Raw genomic sequence first — 15840 nt, forward strand, 5'->3', positions numbered from 1 at the left:
CGATTTCGCACCACCCCTATGCGCGCTTCCGCACTCCACACCGGATGCCCACGGACCCATCTCGAGGTTCCCGGGAACCTCCCCGGACGAGGCAAAGAGAAGCCTCGAGGAAGCATCGTGTCGCCAATGGGACCAGCGATGCTATCCGACACCACGAAAGGACGAGTCATGGGAAAGCTCGAGGGCAAGGTTGCAGTCATCACGGGTGGATCAAGCGGCATGGCGCTGGCGAGCGCCAAGCGGTTCGTCGAAGAAGGCGCCTATGTCTTCATCACGGGCCGGCGGCAGGAGGCGCTCGACGAGGCTGCCAAGCTGATTGGCAGGAACGTGACCGGCGTGCGCGGCGACGCGGCCAATCTCGACCGCCTGTTCGACACAGTCAAGCGGGACAAGGGTAAGATCGACGTCCTGTACGCGAGTGCCGGCACAGGCGAGGCAGTCCCGCTGGGCGAGATTACCGAGCAGCATTTCGATGCGGCCTTCGGCCTGAATACGCGGGGCACACTGTTTGCGGTCCAGAAGGCATTGCCGCTGTTCAACGATGGCGGATCGATCTTCATGACCGGGTCGGTCGCTTCGGTGAAGGGTTTTCCGGGTTACGGTGTGTATTCAGCGAGCAAGGCGGCGTTGCGCTCATTTGCACGCACCTGGCTCAACGAACTGAAGGGCAGGAATATCCGGGTGAACGTGCTGAGCCCGGGGCCGATCGCCACACCGATGCAGGACCAGGTTCTCACCGAGGAGGCGAAGCAGATGTTTGAATGCCTGATCCCGCGGGGGAAGATGGGGCGTCCCGAGGAAATTGCGGCAGTCGCGGTGTTTCTTGCTTCGGACGATTCCAGCTTCGTGAACGGGGTGGAGTTGTCTGTCGACGGCGGCTTCTCGGCCATCTGACATCGCGACAGATCGCGGGAAGTGATTGACCGCACAGCCGCACGAAAATCACTAACGGCCGGACGTAGACGCGCCAAGTCGGGAATTCGAACCGATGACGCGCGTCGCTTGAGGTAGCGCCCCGAAGATTCTCGCGAAGGTCATCATGCAGCGAAACGGATACCCCGGCGCCCTTGAAGGCAGGGGAATCAATATCAACACGGATCGGAGAAACTATCATGAGCTATGCGATTGTAGGATTTGGTGCGGTAGGCCAGGCTCTCGCCCAGGCCTTCGCCCGCCAGAACATCAAGGTGGCCATCGCGAGTCGCCGGTCTCCCGACGCGTTGGCGCCGCAGGCTCGGGCGATTGGACCCACGGTCGTCGCCGAGTCGCTGCCGGATGCACTCGAGGCCGGCACAATCATCTTGGCGGTCCCGTTCGGAGAACATCGCGAGGTTGCGAAGGCCCTGCCGAATTGGAAAGGCAAGACGGTCATCGACGCGATGAACGCGTTTGGAGTTCCCCCTGAAGAACTGGACGGCCTCCCTTCCTCCGCTTTCGTGGCGAAGGCGTTCACCGGCGCCAAGTTCGTGAAAGGTTTCAATCACCTGATTGCGGCCACCCTGGCTGCCGATCCGATCGTCGAGGGCGGCCACCGCGTCGTCTTTCTGTCGAGCGATGACGAGGACGCGACCGCTCCCGTGGCGGCCCTGGCCAAACAACTCGGGTTCGCACCCGTCAAGCTGGGAAAGCTCAACGAGGGCGGCGCGCTGGTTCATTCTCGCGGCCGCACTTGGGGCCAGCTCATTTTCCAGGATTTGTTCAAGAAGGAGCAGTAACCGAAGGCGTATGGACGCTGCTGGAAGAGCGGGAAGACGCCCGACGGAGCGGCAGATCTGCGGAACGCCGAGGATCCATCGACTACTATCGATGCCCGTGCGGCCCGGGCGTCCTCTGCTGCCTCCTACCACTCCACCGTATTCCCATCATTCCCACTCGATTGTCCCAGGCGGCTTGCTCGTAACGTCGTACACTACACGGTTGATGCCCTTCACCTCGTTGATGATGCGGGTCGCGGCCCTGCCGAGGAAGTTCATGTCGAAGGGGAAGAAGTCTGCCGTCATGCCGTCGACCGAGGTCACGGCGCGCAACCCGCAGACGCTGTCATAGGTGCGGCCGTCGCCCATCACGCCGACCGTGCGCACGGGGAGCAGCACGGCGAAGGCCTGCCAGATCTTGTCGTAGAGGCCCGCCTTGCGGATCTCGTCGAGATAGATCGCGTCGGCGGCGCGCAGGGTATCGAGTTTCTCGCGGGTGATCTCGCCGGGAATCCGGATGGCGAGGCCCGGACCGGGGAACGGGTGGCGTCCCACGAAGGCTTCCGTGAGACCGAGTTCACGGCCGAGCGCGCGCACCTCGTCCTTGAAGAGCTCGCGCAACGGCTCCACCAGCTTCATGTTCATGCGTTCCGGCAGGCCACCGACATTGTGGTGCGACTTGATCGTCACCGACGGGCCGCCGGAGAAGGAGACGCTCTCGATCACGTCGGGATAGAGCGTGCCCTGGGCCAGGAATTCGGCGCCGCCGATCTTCCTGGCCTCGGCCTCGAACACCTCGATGAACAGGCGGCCGATGGTCTTGCGCTTGACCTCGGGATCGGTCACGCCCGCAAGCTGACCAAGAAAAAGATCAGATGCGTCAACGTGTACGAGCGGGATGTTGTAGTGATCCCGGAAGAGGCCGACGACCTGTTCCGCCTCGCCGGCCCGCATCAGGCCGTGGTCGACGAAGACGCAGGTCAGCTGGTCGCCGATCGCCTCATGGATCAGCACCGCGGCGACGGAAGAATCGACGCCGCCCGACAGACCGCAGATCACCTTGCCCGCGCCGACCTGGCGGCGGATCTTCTCCACCATCTCGGCACGATAGGCCGACATCGTCCAATCGGGCTCGATGCCCACGATCTTCTGCACGAAGTTCCGGAGCAGCCTGCCTCCATCAGGTGTATGCACCACCTCGGGATGGAACATCGTGGTGTAGTATCGGCGCGCCTCGTTCACAGCGATGGCGAACGGGGCATTCTCCGAAGTGCCCACCACCTTGAAGCCGTCAGGCAACTCGGTCACGCGGTCTCCGTGGCTCATCCACACCGGATAGCGCTTGCCGGGCTCCCAGAAACCTTCGAAAAGCGGGCTCGCTTCCCTGATCTCGACATCGGCACGGCCGAATTCGGCGGCGTGGCCTCCCTCGACCTTGCCCCCAAGCTGTGTCGCCAGGGTTTGCTGGCCGTAGCAGATGGCGAGGATCGGCACGCCGGAGTCGAACACCGCCTGCGGCGCCCGCGGACTGCCGGGCCGAGTGACCGAGTCCGGGCCGCCTGAGAATATCACGCCTTTGGGCTGCAATTTCTGGAAAGCCTCTGCAGCCGACTGGAACGGATGGATCTCGCAATAGACACCGACTTCCCGCACGCGGCGTGCGATAAGCCGGGTGACCTGGGAGCCGAAATCGATGATGAGGATGGCGCTGTGTGTCATGGGAGCGAGGTAGTCGACCGAGGCCGCGGATGCAACCGAAGCACGCCGATTTTCTTGCATATCAGCAATGACACGAGCCAATCAAAATAACATGCCGGGCAATTCTGCAATATCCTGCCCCGGAAACGCCGATTGCGGGCCGCGCGAGCATCGTGACCGGTTCTTTCCGTACAGCATGTCCGCCCGACAGGGAGTCAGGCCCTGTGCAGCACCGCGACGAAGAAGCCATCCGTGCCGGAACGATGGGGAGAGAGCTGGAGACCCGTGCCGCCCGATGAGGCGAAACGCGCGAAGGCCGCGAGACCTGCGGCTTTCGCGAGGGCTTGCAGGGGAGCCGCCGAAAAATCGGGATGGTCAGCCAAAAAAGCCTTCACCGAGGCGTCGTTCTCCTCAGGCAGCACCGAACAGGTGACGAACACGAGCCGTCCGCCGGATTTCACCGCCGCAGCGCCCGCCTTCAATACGGTTGCCTGATCCTTCTGCCGGTCTCCAAGACTGGAGGGGCGCAGCCGCCACTTGGCATCGGGGTTGCGGCGCCAGGTGCCGGAACCGGAACAGGGAGCATCCACCAGCACCAGATCCATGCGGCCGGCGAGATCGTCTACCGGCAAGGCGCCGCGGGGCGTGCGCACCTGGACATTGCGTGCCCCCGCCCGGTTCAGCCGTTCGTGGATCGGCGCTAGGCGGCGCTTGTCGCTGTCGGTGGCAAAGATCTGCCCCTTGTTCTCCATCGCCGCGGCGAACTCCAGCGTCTTGCCGCCGCCACCCGCGCAGAGGTCGAGCACCTGTTCGCCGGGCTTCGCGGCCGCTATCATGCCAGCGAGTTGCGACCCCTCGTCCTGGATCTCGAACCAGCCCTTCTGGAAGCTCTCCTCGGCCTGGATGGCGGGACTGCGGCCATCCGGTCCAAGCGGTACCCTTACGCCCCAGGCCGAGAGCGGCGTAGCTGCGGCGTGCAGCGGCTCCAGCTCGGCGAGCAGCTTCTCGCGCGAAGCCTTGAGGGTGTTCACCCGCAGATCGACCGGCGCCCGTTCGGCCAGTGCCCTGCCCTCCTCGACGGCGTCGGCGCCGAAGGCGCCCTCGAAGGAACTCCAGAGCCAGGCCGGTACGTCCGCCTGGATCTCCTGTGGGGCATCCGCAAGCTGGCGGACGGCAACGGCGCGCCGCTCCTCGACCGTCAACGGCTCAGGGGCAAAGCGTTCCCCGTTGAAAAGACCGGCAAGGCTCTCCACGGTCTCGCCACGCTGCAGCGCCAGCATGCCGACCAGCGTGGCACGCGGCGTTTCCGCCTCCATCAGCCACCGCGAGGAGGCGCGACGGCGCAGGGCATCGTAGACCAGGCCCGCCAGGGCAGCGCGATCGCCCGAGCCGGCGAACCGATGCGAAAGGCCCCAATCCTTCAAGGCGTCGGCGGCCGGACGACGGCGGCTCTCAACGTCGGCCAGGATCTCGATGGCGGCGGAAAGGCGGGCTGCGGGGGTCAACGGAACGTCCTGGGATCGCATCTCCTGGGATCGCAGGCCTATCCCTGCCTGCGCCTGGAAACACGAACTTATGAGAAAAGGGAGGAGGCAGGCAGGGATAGGCCTGCGATCCCGAGGTTACGTCCGGCCCGGATAGTTCGGACTTTCGCGCGTGATGGTTACGTCGTGCACATGGCTCTCGCGCAGGCCCGATCCCGTGATCCGCACGAAGCGGGCACGCTCCTGGAACTCCTCGATCGTCTCGGCCCCGACATAGCCCATGGAGGCACGCAGCCCCCCCGCAAGCTGATGAAGCACCGCCGAAACAGGCCCCTTGTAGGCGACCTGTCCTTCAATGCCCTCCGGCACCAGCTTCATCGAATCCTTGATGTCGGCCTGGAAGTAACGGTCGGCCGAGCCGGCGGACATGGCGCCGATCGAACCCATACCGCGATAGGATTTGTAGGAACGGCCCTGGTAGAGATAGACCTCGCCGGGCGTCTCGTCGGTGCCGGCCAGCATCGAGCCGACCATGGCGACGGATGCGCCCGCCGCCAGCGCCTTGGCGAAATCCCCGGAGGTCTTGATCCCGCCGTCCGCGATGACGGGCACATCATGCTCGCGGGCGGCATTGGCCGCATCGATGATGGCGGTGAGTTGCGGCACGCCGACACCAGCGACGATACGCGTGGTGCAGATCGAACCTGGACCGATGCCGACCTTGATGGAGTCGGCGCCCGCGCCGATCAGCGCCCGGGCTCCCTCGGCCGTGGCGACATTGCCGGCCACCACCTGCACGGAATTGGACTGGCGCTTGATGCGAGCCACCGCGTCGAGAACCTTCTGGGAGTGGCCATGGGCCGTGTCGACCACGATCATGTCGACGCCCGCATCCATAAGCATCTCGGAGCGGCTGAAGCCGCCATCGCCGACGGTGGAGGCGGCGGCGACGCGAAGGCGCCCCTGCTCGTCCTTGCAGGCATTCGGATGGAGCGTGGCCTTTTCGATGTCCTTCACGGTCATCAGGCCAACGCAGCGATAGTCGTCATCGACGACCAGGAGCTTCTCGATGCGGAACTGATGCAGGAGGCGCTTGGCTTCCTCCTGGGGCACGCCGGCCTTGACGGTGACGAGGCGTTCCTTGGTCATCAACTCGGCCACCGGCTGGTCGAGCTTGTCGGCGAAGCGCACGTCCCGATTGGTGACAATTCCAACCAGAATGCCGGGTATGCCCGGAGCAGCGCCTGTGACGACCGGAATGCCGGAGATCCTGTGGCGCTTCATCAGCGCCAGGGCGTCGGCAAGCGTGGCGCTCGGAGCTATGGTGATCGGGTTCACCACCATGCCGCTCTCGAAGCGCTTGACCTGGCGAACCTGCTCGGCCTGCTCCTCAGGCGTGAGGTTGCGGTGGATGACCCCGATGCCACCGTTTTGCGCCATGGCGATGGCCATGTTGGCCTCGGTGACCGTGTCCATGGCCGAGGCCAGCAGCGGCAGATTGACGGAGATCGACCGGGTGACGCGCGAGCGGATATCTGCCTGGGCCGGCAACACCTCGGAATGTCCCGGGGTGAGCAGCACATCGTCAAAGGTGAGCGCTTCGGGAAAAAGCGATGAATCAACGATGCGTGCCATTGCCAACTCTCAGGTCATGAAATGCGGGAATAAGATCGGCTCTGGATGCAAGTCGCCCAGGCTGCCCGAACTTGGTTGGCGCGATCGTTTACCATTTGGAATCGACAAGCGGAAGACGGTCAGTTGTCTTTTTGTTGCCTGACAGCCATGCAATTTTTCGGTGCGCGATATGACAAGGAGGCGCACCGACCTCCAGATCGACACGTTCGCGGCACCACAGCCGGTCGACGAAGTCCCCACCGGCCCACAGACCGGCAGGGGCGAACATCTTCCGGGGTCTAAGCGCTCTTCGACAGAGGCAGCACGTTATGGAGGGTCTGGTCCGCCCCATCCATGAACTTACGGATGTTGCGCGCGGCCTGGCGGATACGCTGCTCGTTTTCGACAAAAGCGATGCGGACGAAATCATCGCCGTGCTCGCCGAATCCGATGCCGGGTGCCACCGCGACAGAGGCCTTCTCGATGAGGAGCTTGGAGAATTCCACCGAGCCGAGATCCTTGAACCGGGGCGGGATCGGAGCCCAGGCAAACATGGACGCGGGCGGCGTCGGCACGTCCCAGCCTGCACGGCCGAAGCTCTCGACCAGCGCATCGCGGCGCTTGCGGTAGGTTTCGCGCATCTCGACGATGCAGTCCTCCGGGCCGTTCAGCGCCGCCGCCGCGGCGACCTGGATCGGTGTGAAGGCGCCGTAGTCGAGATAGGACTTCACGCGGGCGAGCGCCGCGCAAAGCCGTTCATTGCCGACTGCGAAGCCCATGCGCCAGCCCGCCATCGAAAAGGTCTTGGACAGCGTGGTGAACTCCACCGCCACGTCCATGGCGCCGGGTATCTGCAGCACGGAAGGCGTCGGCTCGCTGCCGAAGTAGATTTCGGAATAGGCAAGATCGGACAGCACGAACAGATCGTGCGCCTTCGCGAAGGCGACGAGATCCCGGTAGAAGTCGAGGCTTGCGACGCAGGCCGTCGGATTGGCCGGATAGGAGACGATAACCGCGATGGGCTTCGGGATCGAATGCTTCACCGCACGCTCCGCCGAGCGGAAGAACTCCTCGTCGGGTTCCGCCGGGACCGAACGGATCACGCCGCCCGCCATAAGGAAGCCGAATGCGTGGATCGGATAGGACGGATTGGGGCAGAGCACGACATCGCCCGGCGCGGTAATGGCCTGCGCCATATTGGCGAAGCCTTCCTTGGAACCGAGTGTCGCGACCACCTGGCGATCCGGATCGAGCTTCACGCCGAAGCGGCGGGCGTAATAGTTCGCCTGGGCCTTGCGCAGGCCCGGGATCCCCTTCGAGGCCGAATAGCGATTGGTGCGCGGCTTCTGCGCCGTCTCGATCAGCTTGTCGGTAATGAATTTCGGTGTCGGCAGATCAGGGTTGCCCATGCCGAGATCGATGATGTCGGCCCCCTGTGCACGTGCTGCTGCCTTCACCCGGTTGACCTGCTCGAAGACATAGGGCGGCAAACGTCGGGTTGAATAGAAGTCGGACATAGCAGTGCTTTCGCGCGCGACAGCGCTTTCGGGGTTTCGGGGGCAGCACCTCTAAAGCATCTACGTTAATGATGGCAAAAGAAATGCCAAAAAATCTGCTATTTCGGCAGATGGAAGCTCTGACCCTGGCGCGTCAAGACGGGCTTGCGCTTCTTCTTGCCGCTCTGCGCGGTTTCTGATGGCGAGGGCTGGCGGCCCGGCGTCGCCAGGAGGCTCGCCTCCAGAGCCTTGCGCTGATCCTGGTTGAGGACGTGGTCGCTGCGCGGCGGCGGCGTAACGCCGACGGCCGGGTACACCGGCGTCTGCGCCGCGCGCGATTCGACCACGAATGGCTGCGGCGAGGGCAAGGGCCCCGACGTCAGGCCAAGCGAGTGGGCGGCCTGCTTGGTATCGCTGGCACAACCGGAGAGAGCGAGGGCCGCCACGGCGGCGGTGACGACAACAAGGAACCGCATAAGCATCTCACAATTTTCTTGTTCGGATTATATGATGCGGGAGCGTCCGGCAAATAGTGGAAATCGAGCATTTCGAAACCATGGTTCACAGAGGCATTTCCACCATGCCAAAACATGCTCTAATAGGCGCCGATGAAAAACGATAAGCCAACAGGCCAGCACCATCCTTCAGACAGTGCCGCGACACTGGGACCGGTCGATATAGAATCGCTTGCGCGCAACATGGGCAGAGCCGTGGAGGAAGGCGGCAAGGCCCTCGCGGCCTATCTGCGGCCTCGCGAAGACGGAAGAGTCAAGAATGACTTCGCCGAGGAAGTGACCGATGCGGTGAACACCCTCGGTCACCTCGCCGAATATTGGCTGTCCGACCCCCAGCGCACACTGGAGGCGCAAGCGAGCCTCGCCACCGGCTTCATGTCGCTATGGGCCTCCGCCTTGCAGCGCATGACAGGCGAGGAAACCAAGCCCGCCGCCGAGCCCGATCCCAGAGATTCCCGCTTCCGCGATCCCGAATGGACCGACAACCAGTATTTCGACCTGCTCAAGCAGGCTTATCTCATCACCTCGCGCTGGGCCGATAAACTCGTGAAGGAGGCCGACGGGCTCGAGCCTCATCTGCGCCACAAGGCCGATTTCTACGTCCGCCAGGTTTCCGCGGCGCTCTCCCCGAGCAATTTCATAGCCACCAATCCCGCCCTGATCCGCGATACGCTGGCGGAGAACGGCGAAAACCTGGTGCGTGGCCTCCATATGCTCAAGGAGGACATCGACGCCGGCGGCGGGGACCTCAGGATCCGCCAGTCCGATACATCGAAGTTCGAGGTGGGGATCAACCTGGCGACCACGCCCGGCAAGATCGTCTATCGCAATGCGACGATGGAGTTGCTGCAATATACGCCGACCACCGAGAATGTGTTGAAGCGTCCCCTGCTGATCTGCCCGCCCTGGATCAACAAGTTCTATGTGCTCGACCTTACGCCCGAGAAGAGCTTCATCAAGTGGTGCGTGGACCAGGGACTGACGGTCTTCGTGATCTCCTGGGTCAATCCGGATGAGCGGCAGCGCGAGAAGGGCTTCTACGAATACATGAAGGAAGGCCCCCTCGCCGCGCTCGACGAGATCGGCAAGATCACCGGCGAGAAGGAAGTTTCCGCCATCGGCTATTGCGTCGGAGGTACGCTCCTGTCGGTGACCCTCGCCTGGATGGCAGCCAAGGGCGACACACGCATCGCCTCGGCCACCCTCTTCGCCACCCAGGTCGATTTCGAGAATGCCGGCGATCTCAAGGTGTTCGCGGACGAGGACCATATCCAGTCCATCGAGAAGCAGATGGACGAGCATGGCTATTTCCCCGGCGCTAAGATGGCCGCAGCCTTTAACATGCTGCGCAGCCAGGAGTTGATCTGGCCTTATCTCGTGAACAATTATGTCCGCGGCAAGCAGCCGACTCCGTTCGACCTGCTCTACTGGAACGCCGATGCCACGCGGATGCCGCAGAAGAACCACTCCTTCTACCTGCGCAACTGCTATCTCGACAACAACCTGACCCACGGCCGCATGGTGGTGGGAGACGAGAGGCTCGACCTCGGGAAAGTGAAGATACCGATCTACGAACTCGCCACGCGGGAGGACCATATCGCGCCTCCCAATTCGGTCTTCATCGGCGCGCAGGCCTTCGGTGGCCCGGTACGCTACGTGCTCTCAGGCTCGGGACATATCGCCGGCGTGATCAATCCCCCCGCCCGCAAGAAGTACCAGTACTGGCTCGGCGGCGAACCGGCAGGCTCCTACGAGGACTGGCTGGCGGGAGCCACCGAGCATCCCGGTTCCTGGTGGCCCGACTGGCTGACCTGGCTGAAGAACCAGGCATCGGAGGAAGTGCCTGCCGGCAAACGCGCGCCCGGCGGGCGCCGCAAGCCACTCGGCGACGCGCCTGGGACCTATGTGAAGGGATGACGGCGGCCCTGCCCGTTTATCCGACGCGGGGCAGATGAGCGGAGCCGGCCGCAGGCTTGTCGGCAGCCGGGCGCTTGAGCGAGAAGCTCTCACGAAAAAGGAAGAGGGCGAAGGCCTGAAGAATTGCTGGCGCCAGCACGCGCAAGGCCATGGCGAGATGCATGGACCGCAAATCGGCGAGGAAGAGGCCGATGCTCAGTGCCAGGCCAACAAGGCCAATGGCGAAGGCCACAGATCTGATCGTTTCACGTCCCGGTTCCATGCGAGCGCTCCTGCAGTGCCCTGTTTTCATACTCGAGCTGACTTAGGGGTGCCTTAGGAGCGTGGCGAGAGTGGGTTTTCGGGCTTGACCGGATTGTCTTAGCGGACGAGAAATCCTCATTCTGATCTAATTCTCACCCTCTAGGGTGCGGGAGGATTATTCCAGCACCACTGGGAGGAAGACAAGTTCGATGCGTGTCCTGATCGTCGAAGACGATCCGATGATCGGTAAAGCCCTGCATACGGCCTTGGCGGACGAGGCGATGACGCCTGACTGGGTCCGGAACGCCAATGACGCAGAACATGCCCTTGCCACGCACAACTACGCGCTCGTCCTGCTCGACATCGGCTTGCCCGGGCGCAGCGGCTTCGACCTCCTGCGCAACCTTCGCAGTCGGGGAGAGGAAGTGCCTGCCGTGATCATTTCGGCGCGCGACGATCTGGACGGGCGTGTCGATGGTCTGGACCTCGGGGCCGACGACTATCTCGTGAAACCTTTCGAGATGCGAGAGCTGCTGGCCCGCATGCGGGCCGTGATGCGCCGGCGTCATGGAGGACGGGCGGTATCCGATCTCAAGAATGGTGAGATCACGCTGGATCTCAACAGCCACCGGATGACGTACCGGGATGTCAGCCATGTCCTGCCGGCCAAGGAATTCGCTCTCGTGCGGACCCTCATGGAGCGGCCGGGCGCCGTCTTTTCGCGGGCGCAGCTGGAGGAACAGCTCTATGGCTGGGGAGAGGAAGTCGAGAGCAATGCGATCGACGTGCTGATCCATTATATTCGTCGCAAATTCGGCAAGGACATCATACTTAACATGCGGGGCGTAGGCTGGATGATCGACAAGGCAGCGCGATGATATCGCTGCGCCGCACGGCGTTCATATGGCTCTCGCTGCTGCTGCTGCTGATCGGCATCGTCACCACGGTCACTTCCTATGTGCTGGCCGCGCGCCAGACGGACATCCTGCTCGACAACCAGTTGCGCCAGATTGCCCACTACATCGGCCAGAACCCTCCACGCGAGGTTCTCCCCAGTCCCAACAGTCCTTCCTATGAGAATGAGGAGAATTACCTCGTTCAGATCTGGTTCCCGGGGGACATGGCACCCCGCTCCTCCAACCCTGCGATCGAAATTCCTCGAAGGGCGGAGACGGGTTTCATGGACGTGGACATGCCCAGCAGGGGCTGGAGAACCTATGCCGACGTCGATCCTCAGCGCACCGTCCAGGTTTCTCAACGCCTTGACGTGCGCCACGAACTCGCCAATTACGCCGCCATGCGGACGGCAGTACCAATCGTCATCCTCATCCCGCTGTCCTGGCTCCTGCTCGGCCTAGTGGTCGATCGCCTCAGCCGCCGCCTGGACAGGCTGGCCGGCGACGTCGCCCGGCGGCAGGTCACCAGCAGGGAGCCTATCGCGCTCGAGGATGTGCCGCGCGAGCTGGCGCCCTTTATCCGGGCCATCAACGATCTTCTCTTCCGGCTGCAGGCTTCGATGGAGCGCCAGCGGCGCTTCGTTTCCGATGCCGCCCATGAGCTTCGCACGCCGCTTGCCGCGCTGAAGCTGCAGATCGGCAATGTCCGCAGCATCGCCAATACACGCGCGCTGAGCGAACGACTGGACGAGGTGGACCTGGGTATCAACAGGGCATCCTCCCTGGTGCAGCAACTCCTGAAGCTGGCCCGCTATGACGCGGAAGCATTGCCCGCGCCGCCGGAACCAACCGATGTCACCATGCTCGCGCGGGAGTGTATTTCCGCCATCGCTCCCCTCGCCCAGAGCCGTGGCACAAGACTGAAGCTGGAAGCAGACGAACTCCCTCCCGTCGAAACGACGCCGAGCGAACTCAGGGTCCTGATTTCGAACCTCGTCGACAATGCCGTGCGTCATTCGCCGGAAGGCGGCGCGGTCGATATCCGAGTGCTGCAGGACGGCGGCGCAATCCGCGTGCTGATCCAGGATGAAGGGCCGGGGATTCCCGAGCCGATGATCGAGAGAGTCTTCGAGCGTTTCTACCGGGTAGCGGGACAGGAGGTCGAAGGTAGCGGCCTCGGTCTTGCCATTGCCCGTTCCATCGCCGAACGGCACGGGATGACCCTCATTCTGCGCAATCGGCAGGATCGGACGGGCCTCATCGCGGAGCTGCGCATGCCACTGGCCAACCGCCCGCCGTCGCCGCTCTAATTTGCCTCTAATTCTCGCAACTTAGGGACATTCTGCGGCGCAGGATCGGAATCTCCTCATCCGACGCGCCTCGGGACCGAGTTGCGTCATGGCCATGTTTTCTCTTCACATTACACACCGTTCCGTGTGGCATGTTGGCCGCGGGCTTGCGCGCCCATGAGCAGAAACTGGCTCTATGGCATTGCGGGGCTTGGATTGCTGGCGCTGACCGCCGTCGGCGGCTATGCGGCAGACGTCGTGCTCAACAACAATTTCAACGAGGTGCGCGCGGGAGAACTCTATCGCTCGGCCCAACCCGATGCGCGCGAAATCGCCTCCTATGCCAACCGCTACCAGATCAGAACGATCATCAACCTTCGAGGCAGCAACCCCGGAACGCCCTGGTACGATTCCGAGGTCGCCGCATCCAAGGTGTTCGGCATAACCCATGTCGATTTTCCGATGTCGGCGAAGCGGGAACTCACGCAGGAACAGGCGCGGACGCTCGTGGATATCTTCCGGACGGCGCAAAAGCCGATTCTGGTCCATTGTGAATCGGGAGCGGATCGCAGCGGCCTCGCCTCGGCCCTTTATCTGGCCGCGGTCAGCAAGACCGACGAGGAAACGGCCGAGCGGCAGCTTTCCATCCGCTACGGTCACATCTCGTCGCCCCTCAGCGCCTACTACGCGATGGATCGCACATTCGAGGCCCTCGAGCCATGGCTCGGCTTCAAGGACTCCTGAGGCGCGGGCGCCTTCTGCACCGTCAGGCCAGGAGCGCCTCGACCGCCGGGTAGATTCCAGCATTGCCCGCGACTATGGCGTTGCCTTGCGCCAGGCCGTCATTGGCGAGAAAATCGTTGGTCCGCCCGCCGGCAGCGCGGATGACGGCGATGGCTCCGAGGCAATCCCACGAATTGATGTGGCTTTCGACATAGCCCAGCAAGCGCCCGCAAGCGACGTAGCACAGGGACAACGCTCCAGAACCGTTACGCTGGAACATGCCGCCCGCCTTGAGAAGACGCTCCAGGGTTGCAAGCAGGGTGTCGGGTTGGATCCTGTTGTTGTAGCCCAGGCTCACCACGCCCTCGGTCAGCTGGGTACCCTTCTGCAACTCGATAGGTTTGCCATTGAGGGTCGCGGGTGCCTGCAGTCCACCGGCGAAAAGCTCGTCGTCCTTCGGCGCGTAAACGAGGCCGAACTGAAGCTCACCGTCATAGACGAAGGCTATCGAGACGCACCAGCAGGAGATTCCGCTCAGAAAAGGCTGTGTCCCGTCTATCGGATCGACTACCCAGATGCCGCGCCTGCTCTCGATGCCGCTGGGCCCCGTCTCTTCCCCAAAGAAAGCGTCTTCCGGATAGGTCTCGGCTATGCGCTTCTTGATCAGCAACTCTGTCTGCAGGTCTGCTTCGCTGACGACATCCTGGACGCCCTTGCTCTTGACCGTGAGGGAGCCGAGTTCATTGAAATATCCGAGCGCCAGGAGCCCGGCCTCCTTGATGAGGCCGTGGGCGAAGGAATAACGCTGATAGATTGGATCAGACACGCTCTATAATCCTTTGAATTTTCGATAATTCGGAAATCTACGACGAATGTCGTAAGGAAGAGTCGTGTCCTTGTATCCTCATTTCCACGATACCGCCAAGCCTGCGACATTCCCGCTCGGATCAGGAGAAGACCTGGCCTGGAGCTATGTGGTGCCGGCGGCATCGGCCGCCGGCAGGAGTCAGTCGATATCCTCAACGGCATCCGGTCCGCCGCCGTAGACACGCTGGGCCAGGGCTGACTTCATGAAATCATCGAGGTCGCCGTCCAGGACGTCTCCCGGTGTGCCGGAGGTGTAGCCGGTTCGGGTATCCTTCACCATCTGGTAGGGTTGCAGGACGTAGGAACGGATCTGATGGCCCCAGCCGATGTCGGTCTTGCCGGCGTGGGTCGCCATCGCCGCTTCCTCGCGCTTCTTCAGTTCCGCCTCGTAGAGACGAGCCTTCAGCATGGCCCAGGCGGTCGCCCGGTTCTTGTGCTGCGAGCGGTCCTGCTGGCAGGCCACCACGATGCCCGAAGGCATGTGGGTGATGCGCACGGCCGAGTCCGTCCGGTTGACGTGCTGGCCGCCGGCGCCCGAGGCGCGATAGGTGTCGATGCGGCAATCGGACTCGTTGATCTCGATATTGATGCTGTCGTCGATCACCGGATAGACCCAGACGCTGGCGAAGGACGTGTGCCGGCGCGCGTTCGAGTCATAGGGCGAGATGCGCACGAGGCGGTGCACGCCAGATTCCACCTTGGCCCAGCCATAGGCCTTGTCGCCCTTGACCAGGATGGTCGCAGACTTGATGCCCGCGGTTTCGCCGTCGGTGAAGTCGATCAACTCGACCTTGAAGCGGTGCCTTTCGCCCCAGCGCGTATACATGCGCAACAGCATATTGGCCCAATCCTGGCTCTCTGTGCCGCCGGCGCCGGAGTTGATTTCGATATAGGTGTCGTTGGTGTCGGCCTCACCCGAGAAGAGGGCGTCGAACTGACGTTCGATGACTTCCTTCTTGAGGTCGGCGAGGGCGGCCTGGGCCTCGTCGACGATGGATTCATCTCCATCGGCCTCGCCGAGTTCGGCAAGTTCGAGAGTCTCGTCGAGGTCCTTTTCGATGCGCACGAGTGCCGACAGCCGATCGTCGAGATCGGTGCGCTCACGCATCAGCTTCTGCGCCTTCTCGGCGTCGTTCCAGAAGTCGGGCTGCTCGGAGAGGTGGTTCAGTTCCTGGAGGCGGGCGTAGGACGTATCCCAGTCAAAGATGCCTCCTCAGCAGTCCGGCAGACTGCTTGATGTCGTCCGAGAGGGACAGGATTTCAGCGCGCATGAGTGAATCGTCCGGTTGATTGTTTAGCCGGGCTCCATATAGGCAAGCCATCGAGTGAGCGAAAGGGTGAATCTTCCCCAGTGCGGAGCTCACTCCCGCTCCGCCGCCACGCCGGCGAATTCTCGCCGGCCGC

Annotated in this window: 14 protein-coding genes; 6 read left to right on the forward strand and 8 right to left on the reverse strand. The window is 62.9% G+C overall.

Annotated features, from left to right (window positions below; genetic code table 11):
* Positions 1-168 precede the first annotated feature (168 nt).
* Together AC6H34_RS25105 and AC6H34_RS25110 are read left to right on the forward strand one after the other, a co-directional pair.
* Positions 169-894: an SDR family NAD(P)-dependent oxidoreductase gene (locus tag AC6H34_RS25105; protein WP_497540603.1), complete on the forward strand. Its 726-nt coding sequence runs from the start codon at positions 169-171 to the stop codon at positions 892-894.
* A gap of 218 nt (positions 895-1112) precedes the next feature.
* Positions 1113-1715 (forward strand): NADPH-dependent F420 reductase, encoded by a 603-nt coding sequence (locus AC6H34_RS25110; protein WP_497540604.1) that lies wholly within the window; start codon positions 1113-1115, stop codon positions 1713-1715.
* A 147-nt stretch (positions 1716-1862) separates the two neighbouring features.
* Here the strand turns inward: AC6H34_RS25110 and guaA are convergent, their stop codons facing one another.
* From guaA to AC6H34_RS25135, 5 genes are all read right to left on the reverse strand, one after another.
* On the reverse strand, positions 1863-3413 hold the full coding sequence (guaA, locus tag AC6H34_RS25115; protein ID WP_497540605.1) for a glutamine-hydrolyzing GMP synthase: 1551 nt from the start codon (positions 3411-3413) through the stop codon (positions 1863-1865).
* Positions 3414-3607: 194 nt separating this feature from the next.
* Positions 3608-4897, reverse strand: coding sequence for an RsmB/NOP family class I SAM-dependent RNA methyltransferase (locus AC6H34_RS25120; protein ID WP_497540606.1), 1290 nt, complete (start codon positions 4895-4897; stop codon positions 3608-3610).
* A gap of 117 nt (positions 4898-5014) precedes the next feature.
* Positions 5015-6511: an IMP dehydrogenase gene (guaB, locus tag AC6H34_RS25125; RefSeq protein WP_497540607.1), complete on the reverse strand. Its 1497-nt coding sequence runs from the start codon at positions 6509-6511 to the stop codon at positions 5015-5017.
* 278 nt (positions 6512-6789) lie between these two features.
* Complete coding sequence (locus AC6H34_RS25130; RefSeq protein ID WP_448147676.1) at positions 6790-8007, reverse strand: LL-diaminopimelate aminotransferase; 1218 nt, start codon at positions 8005-8007, stop codon at positions 6790-6792.
* A gap of 98 nt (positions 8008-8105) precedes the next feature.
* Positions 8106-8462: a hypothetical protein gene (locus AC6H34_RS25135; protein ID WP_497540608.1), complete on the reverse strand. Its 357-nt coding sequence runs from the start codon at positions 8460-8462 to the stop codon at positions 8106-8108.
* 132 nt (positions 8463-8594) lie between these two features.
* On the opposite strand from AC6H34_RS25135, the gene phaC reads away from it, so the two are divergent.
* Positions 8595-10418 (forward strand): class I poly(R)-hydroxyalkanoic acid synthase, encoded by a 1824-nt coding sequence (gene phaC, locus AC6H34_RS25140; RefSeq protein ID WP_497540609.1) that lies wholly within the window; start codon positions 8595-8597, stop codon positions 10416-10418.
* A 16-nt stretch (positions 10419-10434) separates the two neighbouring features.
* On the opposite strand, the gene AC6H34_RS25145 is transcribed toward phaC, so the two are convergent.
* A complete protein-coding gene (locus tag AC6H34_RS25145; RefSeq protein ID WP_448147679.1) occupies positions 10435-10680 on the reverse strand; it encodes a hypothetical protein in 246 nt (81 codons plus the stop codon).
* Between the two features lie 190 nt (positions 10681-10870).
* Here AC6H34_RS25145 and AC6H34_RS25150 point away from each other — a divergent pair, with 190 nt between their 5' ends.
* From AC6H34_RS25150 to AC6H34_RS25160, 3 genes are all read left to right on the forward strand, one after another.
* On the forward strand, positions 10871-11539 hold the full coding sequence (locus tag AC6H34_RS25150) for a response regulator (protein ID WP_448147680.1): 669 nt from the start codon (positions 10871-10873) through the stop codon (positions 11537-11539).
* Positions 11536-12867 (forward strand): ATP-binding protein, encoded by a 1332-nt coding sequence (locus AC6H34_RS25155; RefSeq protein WP_497540610.1) that lies wholly within the window; start codon positions 11536-11538, stop codon positions 12865-12867. Before AC6H34_RS25150 ends, AC6H34_RS25155 begins: the two co-directional genes overlap by 4 nt.
* A 156-nt stretch (positions 12868-13023) precedes the next feature.
* Positions 13024-13590 (forward strand): dual specificity protein phosphatase family protein, encoded by a 567-nt coding sequence (locus AC6H34_RS25160; protein WP_497540611.1) that lies wholly within the window; start codon positions 13024-13026, stop codon positions 13588-13590.
* Positions 13591-13612: 22 nt separating this feature from the next.
* Here AC6H34_RS25160 and AC6H34_RS25165 read toward each other — a convergent pair whose 3' ends face one another.
* Together AC6H34_RS25165 and prfB are read right to left on the reverse strand one after the other, a co-directional pair.
* Positions 13613-14395 (reverse strand): inositol monophosphatase family protein, encoded by a 783-nt coding sequence (locus AC6H34_RS25165; RefSeq protein WP_448147683.1) that lies wholly within the window; start codon positions 14393-14395, stop codon positions 13613-13615.
* A gap of 180 nt (positions 14396-14575) precedes the next feature.
* Positions 14576-15707 (reverse strand): peptide chain release factor 2 gene (gene prfB, locus AC6H34_RS25170; RefSeq protein ID WP_497540612.1). Its coding sequence is split into 2 segments (ribosomal slippage): positions 14576-15637 and positions 15639-15707, totalling 1131 coding nucleotides; the frame shifts between segments, so codons are not numbered across the junction.
* Between the last annotated feature and the right edge of the window lie 133 nt (positions 15708-15840).

The sequence above is a fragment of the Labrys sp. ALF-8 genome, assembly GCF_059699065.1.